Origin of the sequence: Chelatococcus reniformis, from assembly GCF_014640075.1 — a bacterium.
GTDB classification, from domain to species: domain Bacteria; phylum Pseudomonadota; class Alphaproteobacteria; order Rhizobiales; family Beijerinckiaceae; genus Camelimonas; species Camelimonas reniformis.
Window position 1 is genome coordinate 787,729 of sequence record NZ_BMGG01000001.1, and the last position, 12,687, is coordinate 800,415.

Annotated in this window: 12 protein-coding genes; 4 read left to right on the top strand and 8 right to left on the bottom strand. The window is 71.0% G+C overall.

Features of this window, described 5'->3' with window-relative positions; genetic code table 11:
• Window positions 1-25 precede the first annotated feature (25 nt).
• The 6 genes from IEW34_RS03340 to IEW34_RS03365 all read right to left on the bottom strand — a co-directional run bounded on the left by IEW34_RS03340 (window position 26) and on the right by IEW34_RS03365 (window position 8,146).
• On the bottom strand, window positions 26-982 hold the full coding sequence (locus tag IEW34_RS03340; protein WP_244641721.1) for a DUF4167 domain-containing protein: 957 nt from the start codon (window positions 980-982) through the stop codon (window positions 26-28).
• Between the two features lie 587 nt (window positions 983-1,569).
• Window positions 1,570-2,469 carry a peptide chain release factor N(5)-glutamine methyltransferase gene (prmC, locus tag IEW34_RS03345; protein ID WP_188607677.1) on the bottom strand — a complete coding sequence of 300 codons (900 nt, stop codon included), beginning with the start codon at window positions 2,467-2,469 and terminating at the stop codon, window positions 1,570-1,572.
• Complete coding sequence (gene prfA, locus IEW34_RS03350) at window positions 2,466-3,548, bottom strand: peptide chain release factor 1 (protein WP_188607678.1); 1,083 nt, start codon at window positions 3,546-3,548, stop codon at window positions 2,466-2,468. Before prfA ends, prmC begins: the two co-directional genes overlap by 4 nt.
• Window positions 3,549-3,581: 33 nt before the next feature.
• Complete coding sequence (gene ptsP, locus IEW34_RS03355) at window positions 3,582-5,849, bottom strand: phosphoenolpyruvate--protein phosphotransferase (protein WP_188607679.1); 2,268 nt, start codon at window positions 5,847-5,849, stop codon at window positions 3,582-3,584.
• Between the two features lie 165 nt (window positions 5,850-6,014).
• Window positions 6,015-7,172, bottom strand: a complete 1,158-nt coding sequence (locus IEW34_RS03360) for an iron-containing alcohol dehydrogenase (RefSeq protein ID WP_188607680.1) — start codon at window positions 7,170-7,172, stop codon at window positions 6,015-6,017.
• Window positions 7,173-7,261: 89 nt separating this feature from the next.
• On the bottom strand, window positions 7,262-8,146 hold the full coding sequence (locus IEW34_RS03365) for a methyltransferase domain-containing protein (protein ID WP_188607681.1): 885 nt from the start codon (window positions 8,144-8,146) through the stop codon (window positions 7,262-7,264).
• A 195-nt stretch (window positions 8,147-8,341) separates the two neighbouring features.
• On the opposite strand from IEW34_RS03365, the gene IEW34_RS03370 reads away from it, so the two are divergent.
• From IEW34_RS03370 to IEW34_RS03380, 3 genes are all read left to right on the top strand, one after another.
• Window positions 8,342-9,139, top strand: a complete 798-nt coding sequence (locus IEW34_RS03370) for a ComF family protein (RefSeq protein ID WP_188607682.1) — start codon at window positions 8,342-8,344, stop codon at window positions 9,137-9,139.
• Between the two features lie 107 nt (window positions 9,140-9,246).
• Window positions 9,247-9,522 carry a glutaredoxin 3 gene (gene grxC / locus IEW34_RS03375; protein ID WP_188607683.1) on the top strand — a complete coding sequence of 92 codons (276 nt, stop codon included), beginning with the start codon at window positions 9,247-9,249 and terminating at the stop codon, window positions 9,520-9,522.
• A gap of 10 nt (window positions 9,523-9,532) precedes the next feature.
• Window positions 9,533-10,393, top strand: a complete 861-nt coding sequence (locus IEW34_RS03380) for a carbon-nitrogen hydrolase family protein (RefSeq protein ID WP_280516253.1) — start codon at window positions 9,533-9,535, stop codon at window positions 10,391-10,393.
• A gap of 148 nt (window positions 10,394-10,541) precedes the next feature.
• Here the strand turns inward: IEW34_RS03380 and IEW34_RS03385 are convergent, their stop codons facing one another.
• Window positions 10,542-11,402, bottom strand: a complete 861-nt coding sequence (locus IEW34_RS03385; protein WP_188607684.1) for a hypothetical protein — start codon at window positions 11,400-11,402, stop codon at window positions 10,542-10,544.
• A gap of 213 nt (window positions 11,403-11,615) precedes the next feature.
• Between IEW34_RS03385 and IEW34_RS03390 the strand changes: the two genes are divergently transcribed.
• Window positions 11,616-12,077 (top strand): DUF1178 family protein, encoded by a 462-nt coding sequence (locus IEW34_RS03390; RefSeq protein WP_188607685.1) that lies wholly within the window; start codon window positions 11,616-11,618, stop codon window positions 12,075-12,077.
• Between the two features lie 135 nt (window positions 12,078-12,212).
• Here the strand turns inward: IEW34_RS03390 and IEW34_RS03395 are convergent, their stop codons facing one another.
• Window positions 12,213-12,614, bottom strand: coding sequence for a hypothetical protein (locus tag IEW34_RS03395; RefSeq protein ID WP_188607686.1), 402 nt, complete (start codon window positions 12,612-12,614; stop codon window positions 12,213-12,215).
• Window positions 12,615-12,687: the final 73 nt, after the last annotated feature.

Consider the following 12,687-nt stretch of genomic DNA (forward strand, 5'->3'; position numbering starts at 1 on the left):
CGCGTGGGATGCCGCAGGCAAAGGCCTACTCCGCCGCCGCGCTCGGCTCGGAGGCCTGATCGGGGGCGGCGCTCTCGTCGGCCCGCGCGCGCGTGCGACGGCGGCGCGTGCGCACCGGAAAGCGCTCCGCCGTCTCGCCCTCGGCCGGCGGCGCCGCCTCGGGCCGCTCGGCTGCGCTCGCCTCTTCCGTGGCGACGGGCGTGCGCACCGGCGTGGTCAGGAACGCGGGCAGCTCGGGCTGGGTCGCCTCGTCGTGCGCCGGCGCTGCGTTACCGTGATTGTCATGGTTGTCGTCGCGGCGGAAGCGCTCGCGCCGTTCGCGGCGGCCCTCCGGAGCAAACTCCTGGCGCTCGCCGGCCTCGGTCCGCTCGCCACGCTCTTGACGCTCGCCGCGCTCTTGGCGCTCGCCGCGTTCTTGGCGCTCGCCACGCTCTTGGCGCTCGCCGCGTTCCTGGCGCTCGGGCCGGTCACCGCGGCCCTGCCGCTCGCCCCGCGGCTGATCGGACCGATCCTGACGCTCGCCGCGGTCGCGATAGGGCTGCCGTCCCTGCGGCGCGGCCGGCGGCTGCGGTGCGCCCTGGGGATAGGCGTCGTCGCCACCCTGGCCGTTGTAGTTGCCATAGCCGCCCCGGCCATTCGACTCGCCGAGCGGCAAGCCGCCGAAGCCGCCCCCCTCCTCGTCGCCATCGAGGTCGTCACCGTCCTCGAAGGGGCGCGGGAAGGTGCCGTAGGTCTGCTGGAACTGCGCCTGCGCAGCCGCGAGGATTCGGTAATAGTGCTCAGCGTGCTGGAGGTAGTTTTCCGAGGCGACCGGGTCTCCGGAGACCTGAGCATCGCGCGAGAGCTGAGCATACTTCTCGGCGATGTGCTGGGCGGTTCCCCTGATCTTCACATCCGGCCCGTTGGACTCGAAGCTACGCGTCAACGGATTGGGGCCCTTGCGGTTGCGTCCCCGCATGCGCCTGTTCTGGCCTGGTCTCATCTGTCTCTCTTGTGAAGCCATCGTCCTGGTTACACGGATCCCCGTCCCGCGCTGGCTTCATGCGCTGACCGGCAAGAGGGATCGATACGGTCCGACGAGAAGGCGTCGCTTCGGGACTGAACCCAGCCGCCTTCGTTCACGTGCGTGGAGCATGATCGTTGCAACAAATCGCCTCGTGCAGATCTTGCCCGGCGCTCACATTCCGAAAAGGCGCACCGCACCTCTCCGGGGCAACACGCTTCACTTTCGCGAAATGAAGCCCGCCGTTGCCAAACCTATGTCGACAACCCATGGCGAAGCGAGCCTCGGCGCTCCACGTTTGAGCGCACCAGCGTCACCTCCGCCGCTCATTTTTTGACGACTTGCATCGGTTCGCAGGGTTATCCACGCATTGCAGCTCGTCCGGCTTGCCTGCCCATCGGCCGCCACATGCGCTGTTGTTGCTGTCCCTCGTCGCGCCGCGAACCGCGTGTCCCAGCCCGGGGAACGCCGATTCACACTCATAATCGCGCCGTATGGCCCGGACATTACTCGCTTCGCCCCCTATCGCCAAGCACATTTTCCGAACGCGGCGCGCCAGCCCAGCGTCATCGTGTCGCCGATACCACACGTTCGACACCCGTGAGGTCGAGGGTGACCGAGACGTCCCGCAGCCCGGCCCGCCGCAACAGCTCCGCGACGGCCGGAGCCTGACCCTGCCCGACCTCCAGCCCGGCGAAGCCGCCGATCGCCAGCAGGCGCGGCAGGTCCGCTGCCAGGGCGCGGTAAGCATCGAGCCCGTCGTGGCCGCCGTCGAGGGCTAGCCGCGGGTCATGGTCCCGCACCTCGCCAGCCAGCGCCGCGATATCATCACTTGCAATATAAGGTGGGTTCGACAGCACCAGATTGAAAGGCCCACCCACGGCCTCGGCCCAATTGCCCACCGCAAAGCGCGCGCGCTCGCCGACGCCGTTGCGCCTGGCGTTGTGGCGCGCGGTCGCGGCGGCGCCGGCGGCGCGGTCGACGCCGAGGCCCCAGGCTTGCGGCAATTCGCTCAGCACGGCGACGAGGATGCAGCCCGTGCCGGTGCCCAGGTCGAGCACGCGCGGGGCGCCCCCGCCCTGGCCGCGCGCGTGCGCCAGCGCGACAGCGACCAATGTCTCCGTATCCGGCCGCGGCTCCAGGGTCGCCGGCGACAGCGCGAAGGGCAGGCCCCAGAACTCGCGCATGCCGAGGATGCGCCCCACCGGCTCGCCGGCGAGTCGCCGCGCCACGGCATCCGTCAGCCCGGCGGCGGCCGTTCCGCCCAGCGGGGCGGCAGGCTCGGCCAGTACGGCGGCGAACGGCACCCCGAGGGTTTCGGTCAGCAGGATGCGGGCGTCGAGCTCGGGGTTGGCGATGCCGGCGGCACGCAAGGCGCCGCCCAGCCAGCGCAGCGCCTCCGCCCGGCCGGTACCCGCCGTGATCGCGCCAGCCGGCGGCCCGGGCGTCGGCGCGGCCGGGGTCATCCGTCGGCGGCCAGCAGCGCCGCCTGGTGCTCGGCGGTCAGCGCATCGATCAGCTCGTCGAGCGCGGTGCCGGCCATGACCTCCTCGAGCTTGTAGAGCGTCAGCCCGATGCGGTGGTCGGTCACGCGCCCCTGCGGGAAGTTGTAGGTGCGGATGCGCTCGGAGCGGTCGCCGGAGCCAACCTGGGCGCGGCGGTCGGCCGCCCGCTCCGCATCCTTGCGGCCGCGCTCTGCGTCGTAGAGCCTGGCCCGAAGCAGGGCCATCGCCTTGGCACGGTTGCGGTGCTGGGAGCGCTCCTCCTGCACTAGGACGACGATGCCGGTCGGCAGATGCGTGATGCGGATGGCCGATTCGGTCTTGTTCACGTGCTGGCCGCCGGCGCCGCCGGCGCGCATGGTGTCGACCCTGAGGTCGCTCTCGTCGATGGCGACGTCGACGTCCTCGGCCTCGGGCAGCACCGCGACCGTGGCCGCCGAGGTGTGGATGCGGCCGGAGCCCTCGGTCGCCGGCACGCGCTGCACCCGGTGCGCCCCCGATTCGAACTTGAGGCGGGCGAACACGCCGCCGCCGCGGATCTCGGCGATGATCTCCTTGAAGCCGCCGGCCGTGCCCTCGCTGGCCGACAGCAGGTCCACGGTCCAGCCCTTGAGCGCCGCGTAGCGCGAGTACATGGCGAACAGGTCGCCGGCGAAGAGTGCGGCCTCGTCGCCACCGGTGCCGGCCCTCACCTCGAGAATGGCGCTCTTGTCGTCCGCCGCGTCACGCGGCAGCAGCATCAGCCGCACCTCGCGCGCAAGCCGCTCCTCCTCGTCGGCGGCGTCCGAGCGCTCCTCCTCCGCCAGTGCCCTGAGCTCGGCGTCGGCGGCGCCGTCCCCCGCCAGCGCGTCGAGCTCGGCGCGGTTGCGACGGGCGGCGCGGTAGCGGTGGATCGCGGCGGCAACCGGCTCGAGGTCCGCCAGCTCTCGCGAGGCGGACACGAAGGTCTGGGCGTCCGGCCCTTCGGCGAGAGTCGCGGTGAGGAGGGCGTGGCGGGCGAGGATGGCGTCCAACCGATCCTCAGGGGGCGTGAAACCGTTCATCGGACGTTGAATGGCAGGAGAAACGCGCCGCGGCTAGATCGGTATGGCGTTGTCGGCCGCGAAGGTTTCGAGCCTCGCCCTCAGACTGGTGACGCTGCCCTCCTTGCGCAAGGCCTCGTCGAGGGTCTTGGTCAGGGCGCCGACGTCGAGCTCGAGAATCATCGCCTTCACCGGCCCGACCGCCGCGGGCGGCATCGACAGACCGCGGTAGCCGAGGCCGATCAGCGCCATCGCCTCCAGCGGCCGGCCGCCCATCTCGCCGCACACGGTGGCGCTGCATTCGTGCTGCCTGGCCTGGGTGACGATCATCCGCAAGGCCCGCAGGCCGGCCGGGCTGAGCGGGTCGAACCGCCCGGCAACCTGGCGATTCTCGCGATCCGCCGCGAACAGGAACTGCATCAGGTCGTTGGAGCCGATGGAGACGAAGTCCGCCTCGCGGCAGATCTCCTCGAGCTGGAAGAGCAGCGAGGGCACCTCGATCATCACGCCGAGGGCGACGGCGGAGGGCTTGGGGTAGCCATGGCGCTTGAGGTAGGCCTTCTCCTTGCCGACGATGGCCTTGGCGCGCAGAAATTCGTCCACCGTCGCCACCATGGGAAACATGATGCGCAGCTCGCGGCCGGCCGCTGCCTTCAGCAGCGCCCGCACCTGGGAGCGCAGCAGGGCCGGCCGGTCGAGGCCGATGCGGATCGCCCGCCAGCCTAGCGCCGGGTTCTCCTCGTCGGTGATCTCCATGTAAGGCAGGATCTTGTCGCCGCCGATGTCGAGCGTCCGGAATGTCACCGGCGCGCCGTTGGCCTCGGCCAGCACCTGCTCGTAGAGCGCCTGCTGCTCGCTGGTCGAGGGCAGCCGCTCGGCGACCATGAACTGCAATTCGGTGCGGAACAGCCCGACCCCCTCGGCGGCGGTCTCCGTCAGATGCGGCATGTCGACGATGAGGCCGGCGTTGATGCTCAGCGAGACGGCGACGCCGTCCCTGGTCACCGCCGGCAGGTCCCGGAGCCTGCGGTACTGCTCCTGGCGGCGCGCGCGCAGCCGCGCCTTCTCGGCGTAGGCGGCCTCGACGTTGGCCTGTGGCCGGACCTGCACGTCGCCGCTGGTGCCGTCGACGATGATCGCATCCCCGGTCTCGACGATACCGACGATGTTGGCGACCTCGCCGACGGCCGGAATGCCCAGGGCGCGGGCGACGATGGCGATGTGGCTGGTCGGACCGCCCTCCTCGAGCACCAGGCCGCGCAGGCGCGAGCGGTCGTAGTCGAGCAGCGCCGCCGGTCCCATGGAGCGGGCGACGAGGATGGCGTTGTCGGGCAGCGCGCCCTTGTGGCCGCCGAAGGAAGTTCCGGCCAGGCTGTGCAGCAGTCGGTTGGCGATCTCGTCCAGATCGTGCAGGCGGTCGCGCAGGTAGGGGTCGGTCTGGCGCAGCATGCGCGCGCGCGTGTCAGACTGCACGCGCTCGACCGCGCCTTCGGCAGTCAAGCCGCTGATCACCGCCTCGCGGATGCGGCGGAGCCAACCCTGGTCGTTGGCGAACATGCGAACGGTCTCGAGCACGTCCCGGTGCTCGCCGTGGTGGGCGACGTCGCCGCGCTCCAGCAGCCGGTCGATCGACGCGCGGAGCGCCTGCACCGCCCGGTCGAGGCGCACCAGCTCCTGATTGACGTCCTCGGCAATCATCCGCTGGACGATGATGCGCGGCTCGTGCAACACCACGTAGCCGAGCCCGATGCCGTCCGCCAGGCTGACGCCCTTGAGCGCCAGCGGGCGCCGCACGGCGATGTCCTGTCCCGGCGGGGCGAGAGCCTGCACGTCCCCCGACGCGACCATCTCGGCCATGACCATCGTCGTGGTCTGCAGCGCCTCGATTTCCTCCTCGGTATACACGCGGTAGGCGCGGTTCTGCACCACCAGCACGCCGAGGGTGTTGCCGGCCCGCAGCACCGGCACGCCGAGGAAGGAGTGATAGATCTCCTCGCCCGTCTCCGGCTTGTAGGAGAAGGCCGGATGGCTCTGGGCGTCGGAGAGGGCGAGCGGCTCGGCGCTGGAGGCGATCAGGCCGACGAGACCCTCGTCGGTGGAGATGACGGTGCGATGGACCGCTTCGGGCTTCAGACCTTCCGTCGCGTAGAGCTCGAGGTTGTTGTCGGCGCGCAGCACATAGACCGAGCACACCTCGGCCACCATGTTGCCGGCGATCAGGACGACGATCCTGTCGAGCTTCTCCTGCGCGCTGACCGGCTCCGCCATAACCTCCCGGAGGCGGCGCAGGAGCACGCGGGGGCCACCAAGAGCACCACGCATGAGCCGGATGTCCAATAGACGGTGGCCTTGAGGGGCAACCGAAACGTCGGGGAAGGCGGCGAAGCAGCCGCCTGTTGCTTGCCTCGTTCTATACGGGATGGCCGCTCGCGACCGCAAGTCGACCGAGGTTGGCGGCCCCCACGGGAGCCGATCCAGTCCGCTAACTCACCATGCGGCCTGATAAATCGCAAGCGCGTCGGCCTCGGTCAACGCGCGTGGGTTGTTGACCAGGAGCCGTGTCTGCTTCATCGCGTCGGCCGCGAGTCGCGCCAGGTCGTGCTCCGGGATGTTCACCTCCCGCAGTCGCGTCTGCAGGCCGATCTCGGCCGAGAGGTGCGCCAGCGCGTCGGCGAAGGCGTGGCCGCGCTTGCCGACAGCCACCTCCGCCAGGAACGGGAAGGCGTGCGGCGCCAGCGCCGCGTAGTCCTTGTTGCAGACCTCGCAGTTGAAGCGCAGCACGTGCGGCAGCACCAGCGCGTTGGAGAGGCCGTGCGGCACGTGATAGTGGCCGCCGATGGGATAGGCGAGCGCGTGCACCGCCGCCACCGGCGAGTTGGCGAAGGCCTGGCCCGCCAGCATGGCGCCGAGCAGCATCTGGCCGCGCGCCTCCAGGTGCGAGCCCTCGCGCACCGCCGAGCGGATGCCGTCGCTGAGCAGGCGCAGGGCCTCCTTGGCGAGCAGCTTGGACAGCGGATTGTTGTTGGCGCTGGCGGAGGTGTAGGATTCGATCGCGTGCACCATGGCGTCGATGCCGGTGGCGGCGGTCACGTGGTGCGGCAAGCCGTAGGTCAGCTCCGGATCGAGCAGCGCCACGTCGGGCAGCAGCACCGGCGACACCACGCCCTTCTTCTCCGCTTCGCCCGTGGTGACGATCGAGATCGGCGTCACCTCCGAGCCGGTGCCGGCCGTGGTCGGCACCAGCACCAGCGGCAGGCGGGCGCCCTTGACGTTGCCGACGCCGTAGATGTCGGCGAGCGCTTCCTCGCCGCACGCCAGCAACGCCACCAGCTTGGCCGTGTCCATCGAGGAGCCGCCGCCGTAGCCGATGACGCCGGTGGCGCCGAAGGTGCGGGCCGCGGCCACCGCCTCGAGCACGATCGATTCGGGCGGGTCGGCGACCACGCGGTCGTAGACCGTGAAGGCGACGCCGGCGGCCTTGAGGGCGTCGACGGCCGGCTCGAGCAAATGGGCGCCAATGATGCCGGGATCGGTGACGACGATGACGCGCTGGCCAAGCTGCGCCTTGGCGATATCGCCGATCTGCCCGATCGTGCCGGGGCCGAAGACGATCGACTTGGCGGTGTTGAAGGTGAAGGGGTGCATCGCTCGTTCCTCGCCGCTGCGCCGGGCGCTGCGCCAGTTTTGCTATGCGGGGTGGCCCGAGCGCAAGCCGCCGTCGCCCGTCCCCCCGATCAACCCTCGCCTGGCGGCAGCTTGATCTCGCGTGTGCCGAGCGCATCGGCCAGCCGCACCTTGGCGGAGCCCGGCCGCAGCGGCCGCTGCTGGCTGTCGTGCGGCGCCCAGCCCGACAGCCAGATCATGTCGAAGGTGGCGGAGATGCGGCCGTCGGGCGCAGCGAAGCGATCGTGATAGATCGCCGCCATGCGCATCAGGGTGGCCCGGCGCAGCGGCTGCCGCCGGCGGTCGAGCAGCGTGCTGGTGGCGCCCATGCCCCTGAGATCGGCCAGCAGCGCCAGCGCGTGGGGATAGCGGACCGTGACCGTCTCGGTGTCCGCCACCGGCAGCGCGAAACCGGCGCGCTGGAGGAGGCCGCCCATGTCGCGCACGTCGGCGAACGGCGCGACGCGGGGACTGACGCCGCCCTCCGCCTCCGCCTCCGCGGCGGTGAACGCCTGCCGCAGCTCGCCCAGCGTGCCGCCGCCGAGCAGGCAGCCGATGAACAGGCCGTCGGGCTTGAGCGCGCGGCGAATCTGCACCAGCGCACCGGGCAGGTCGTTGACCCCCTGCAGCGCCAGCACCGAGGCGACGAGGTCGAAGGCCTGGGCGGCGAAGGGCAGCGCCTCCTCGTCGGCGACCACGTCGCCGCCGAGGCCGGGGCCCGGGGCCGCCCGCACGATGCGCAGGCCGCCCGCCTGCGCCAGGGTCTCGCTGACATGCCCGGTGACGCTGCCCAGGTCGAGAGCCGTCGCAAAGCTACGCTTGACCGTGGACAGGCGAAACGCCAGGTCCTCGGCCGCGCGGTGGGCCAGGAAATCGACGAAGCCGCCGCCCGCGTGAGCGCGCTGGAGGCGACGGCGGGCGAGCGGGCGATCGAAGACGAGAGGCGGTGCGGCCATGGGCTTCAGGGGGCCGCGGGGGGCCCCGGCAAGGGGGAGCGCCGACACGCCGAGCGACGCGGAGCGGCAGCTCCGATCCTCGATCAAGCCTACGCCGACTGCGTAGAGGACGCAGTCCGGTTTTCCTGTAAGTTAGGCCATCGGCGATGGCGGGTTCAATGAGGCTCGAACGCGCAGCACGGGGGACACGGCCGCATGCCGGTCGATGAGGCGCCCAGGTCGCGCCCCGCGGCTCGGGCAGCGCTGGCGCGCGCGGCGGCCGTCCTCATCGGTACCGGCCGCGGCGCGCTCGATCTCGTCTATCCGCCAGCCTGCGTGCATTGCCGCGGCGCCACGGCGGAGCCGCATGCGCTATGCGCCGCGTGCTGGGGCGGCCTCGCCTTCATCGAGCGGCCCTATTGCGAGCGCCTTGGCACGCCTTTCGCGGTCGACTACGGGGGGCCGCTGCTATCGCCGGCGGCGATCGCCGACCCGCCGGTATTCGCGCGCGCCCGCGCCGCGGCACGCTACGACGGCATCGCCCGCGACCTGCTGCACGAGCTCAAGTACAACGACCGGCCCGAGCTCGCCCGCCTGCTCGGCCGCTTGATGGCCAGCGCCGGGCGCGAGCTCGTCGCCGACGCCGACCTCATCGTCCCCGTGCCGCTTCACCGATTGCGCCTGTGGTCGCGTCGCTTCAATCAGGCCGCCTTGCTCGCCGCCGTGGTCAGCCGTCTCACCGGGGTGGCGAGCGATCCTGCGGTGCTGGTGCGGCGCAAGCGCACGCGCGCCCAGGTGGGCCTCACCCGTGCTGAGCGCGGCGCCAACCTGCAGGGCGCCTTCGGCGTGCCGGATGAGGCCAGGCCGCGGCTCGAAGGTCGACGCGCCATCCTGCTCGACGACGTGCTGACGACCGGCGCGACCGTCAACGCCGCCGCTCGGGCCCTGCTGCGCGGCGGTGCCGTAGCGGTGGACGTGCTGACCTTCGCCCGCGTGGTCCGCGACGGCGTGTGAACCGGCGCATGCGTGCCGGCGCGGAGCGCCTTCGCGGCGCAGATCAAAGATAGCGGCGCGGCCAAGCCGGCCTATATGATGATGAGCGACTGCAAAGGAGACACGCGTTGGCGCCCGTCACCATCTATACCAAGTCCTGGTGCCCCTATTGCTCGGCTGCCAAGGAGCTGCTGGGCCGCAAGGGGGTCGCCTTCGACGAGATCGAGATCACCGGCAAGCCCGACGAGCGCGCGGTCATGATCCAGCGATCCAACGGCGCCAGCACCGTTCCGCAGATCTTCATCGGCGACCGCCATGTGGGCGGCTGCGACGATCTCTACGCCCTCGACGGCCGCGGCGAGCTCGACCCGCTGCTCGCCGGTGGGGCGAATGTGGCCGGCTGAGGACGGGCCGGTGTCCCCCGCTCCTGTCGTCGCCGCCTGTGTGCAGATGCGCTCGGGCCGCGACCCCGCAGTCAATCGCGATGATGCGGTGGCGCTGATCCGCCAGGCGGCCGATGCCGGCGCGACCTATGTGCAGACGCCCGAGATGACCGGGCTGGTGGAGCGCTCGCGCCGCAGCCTGATGGAGAACATCCGCAGCGAGGCCGACGATCCGCTGATCGCCGCGGTCCGCGACGTCGCGCGCGCCCGTGGCCTCATGGTCCACATCGGCTCGCTGGCGCTGAAGGACGGCGACAAGGTGGCCAATCGCGCATTCGTCGTCGACGCCGCCGGCGATATCGTCGCCACCTACACCAAGATCCACCTATTCGACGTCGACCTGCCCGGCGGCGAGAGCTGGCGCGAATCGGCGACCTACGTCGGGGGTGCCGAAGCCCCGGTCGTGGCGTCGCCGATCGGCGCCCTCGGCGTCACCATCTGCTACGACCTGCGCTTTCCCTATCTTTACCGGGCGCTCGCCGCCGCCGGCGCCGCCGTCCTCACCGCGCCGGCCTGCTTCACGCGGCAGACCGGGGAGGCGCACTGGCACGTGCTGCAACGGGCACGCGCCATCGAGAACGGCGCCTTCATCCTGTCCGCGGCGCAGGGCGGGCTGCACGCGGACGGGCGCGAGACCTATGGCCACTCGCTGATCGTCGACCCGTGGGGTCGCGTGCTGGCCGAAGGCGGCACCGAGCCCGGGGTGATCCTGGCCGAAATCGACCCGGCCGCGGTCGCCGAGGCGCGCCAGCGCATCCCTTCGCTCCAGCACACGCGGCCGGTGAAGGTTCGGCACGCAGGCACGGTGATGTCCGAAGTGGCCGAGGCGTGAGGCACCCGCGTCGCCGATCGGACTTTTTGCGTGCGACGCTTCTGGTCTAGTGCGTTTCGAGCGAAGTGGACGCCGGTTCGCGGGAAGAAAATGCGATGAAATCAAACAGATAGAGAACTTCGGCGATTCGAAGAAACGCGGAAATGCTCTATCGGCCCAATACTCTGAGCAGCATGCCGCTGGCGTCGTCGTGCTCCTTGACGCGCGGCGCCCGCGTGCCGGCTGAATCCTCCGTCTCCACCTGCCGCAGTTCCGCCAGCAGGGCCGCTAAGCCTCTGGCGCGGGCCGCCTGAACCAGGCCGGAGGCATCGTAGAGGCGGAAGGCATCGACCAGTCGCCACAGGCCGTCCGACGCCAGCAGCACCGTCGCCTCCCCCGCCAACGGCACGCGCTCGACGGCGATGCCGCTCGCCGCCGCCGGCTCGATGCCCAGCATCCAGTAGCCGCCGGGCTGGTTCAGCCGGGAGCGGGCTCCCCTCAGTTCGTCGATGACGGCGGCGATGCGCGCCTTGTCGTCGCTCTGCCGGGCGAGTTTCGCGCGGTCGCGCTCGTCGATCAGCGCTTCCCACGAGCCCGGTGCGCGGATGCCGACGACGCGCGCCACGCCGCCGACGACGACCACCGCCGTGCAGTCGCCCTGATAGGCGAACTCGATGGCGCCGGGCACCGGCCGCATCCAGGTGATCGTGGCAGACGGCAGGGCGTAGGCGGGCAGCGCCGCGAGGTTGGGCACGGCGGCGGCGTAGGCGGCCCGAATCTCGGCGATGACGGCGGCGAAATAGTCCTGCACCAGCATCGCGCCCGGATCGCGCCTAACGAGCAGGGCACAGGCGGTCTGCGCCAGCCACGCCGCGTCGCTGCCCGGCCCGCCGAGCACGTGCTCCCGCTCTGCGACGCCGGTCGCCCCGTCGATGACCCAGGCGGCCGGCGTGCCCGCCGTCCGGTGGCCGATGCGGTCCTCGTTGATCACGGCGCCGGGCGCGTTGACGGCGTCCATAACTTCGATCATGTCGATCCTTTCGCGCCTGGTGCGGGAGCCCGTCTCGGAATTGCACCGCCGGCACGCCCCGGCCGTCGCGGCATCGTTTTCGAGGGCGGACGTGAATCGAGCCCGATCCGGCCACATATATTCGACAGGGCGACGATGGAGATGTCCGGCAGGAGGCGGCCTCCTGCATACGGATGGAATGAGACCCTGCGACGACGAGGAGATCGTCCCGATATGATTCGCTATTCGCTGGTGTGCGAGGCAGAGCATAGTTTCGAGAGCTGGTTTCGCGACAGCGAGGCGTTCTCGGCGCAGGTCGAAGCCGGGCTGGTGAGCTGCCCTGCCTGCGGCTCGGCCAAGGTGAGCAAGTCCATCATGGCCCCGGCGCTCGCGCGCGGTAACCCAGCTCCGGAGGCGTCCGCAGCGCAAACGCCCGCCACGGGCGCGGCGCCGGTGGCGCTGATGAGCGACAAGGAGCGCGAGCTCCGCGCCATGATGCGGGCCGTCCGCCACTACGTGGAGTCGCATTCCGACGACGTGGGCAGCCGCTTCCCCAACGAGGCGCGGGCCATGCACGCGGGCGAGATCGAGAAGCGGGCCATCCGCGGCGAAGCGCCGCTGCACGAGATCGCGGCGCTGATCGACGAAGGCATCGAGGTGCTGCCGGTGCCGATCCTGCCGGAGGACCGCAACTAGCCCGCCGCTTTGGCCTGGCGCGGATGGATGGTCGGGTCAAGCGCGATCATCCATCGTCGTGAGAACCGGAACGACACATGGCCAGGCTGAGCCCGGCCATGGTCGTCGAGAGGGCCGTCGGGCGACCGGGGCGCGTTACGCCGGCTGCGCCGGCGTTCGAGTGAGGCCGAGCGCCAGCACCTCGGCGGCGACGGCGACCCAGACGGCCTGCGCTAGCACGAAGGCGACGCCGAGCGGCGTCGGGGTGATCCATCCCGCCGCCAGCGCGACGACGCAATCCACCGCCCAGACCGCGTTGACGGCGATGATCGCCCAGACCAGAGCCGGCGGGACCCGCTCCTGCACCTCGACGAGCCCCACCATGCCGGCGAAGCAGACCAGGCTGAGGCCCAGGGGCTGGCTCAGCCAGGCCGGAATGCCGAGCAGCGGCTCGAGCAGGCCGCCGAGCCCGAACAGCAGTACGCCGAGGCCCGCGCAGGACAAAGCGTTGACCATGAGGATGCGGCGGAGGAAGGCGGAGGGCACAATCATATGCATGGTGTCTGTCCTTGTCCCTGCGCGGCCCGCGGTCTCGGCCGGCGCCACGGCAGGGGGCTAGAGTATCGGTTTG

What these genes read in the sequence shown, in the direction of transcription:
- prfA (WP_188607678.1), bottom strand. Translation starts at nt 3,548, where the DNA reads ATGAACGGTTTCACGCCCCCTGAGGATCGGTTGGACGCCATCCTCGCC.
- ptsP (WP_188607679.1), bottom strand. Translation starts at nt 5,849, where the DNA reads ATGCGTGGTGCTCTTGGTGGCCCCCGCGTGCTCCTGCGCCGCCTCCGG.
- IEW34_RS03365 (WP_188607681.1), bottom strand. Translation starts at nt 8,146, where the DNA reads ATGGCCGCACCGCCTCTCGTCTTCGATCGCCCGCTCGCCCGCCGTCGC.
- IEW34_RS03390 (WP_188607685.1), top strand. Translation starts at nt 11,616, where the DNA reads ATGATTCGCTATTCGCTGGTGTGCGAGGCAGAGCATAGTTTCGAGAGC.
- IEW34_RS03370 (WP_188607682.1), top strand. Translation starts at nt 8,342, where the DNA reads ATGCCGGTCGATGAGGCGCCCAGGTCGCGCCCCGCGGCTCGGGCAGCG.
- IEW34_RS03385 (WP_188607684.1), bottom strand. Translation starts at nt 11,402, where the DNA reads ATGATCGAAGTTATGGACGCCGTCAACGCGCCCGGCGCCGTGATCAAC.
- IEW34_RS03340 (WP_244641721.1), bottom strand. Translation starts at nt 982, where the DNA reads ATGAGACCAGGCCAGAACAGGCGCATGCGGGGACGCAACCGCAAGGGC.
- IEW34_RS03360 (WP_188607680.1), bottom strand. Translation starts at nt 7,172, where the DNA reads ATGCACCCCTTCACCTTCAACACCGCCAAGTCGATCGTCTTCGGCCCC.
- prmC (WP_188607677.1), bottom strand. Translation starts at nt 2,469, where the DNA reads ATGACCCCGGCCGCGCCGACGCCCGGGCCGCCGGCTGGCGCGATCACG.
- IEW34_RS03395 (WP_188607686.1), bottom strand. Translation starts at nt 12,614, where the DNA reads ATGCATATGATTGTGCCCTCCGCCTTCCTCCGCCGCATCCTCATGGTC.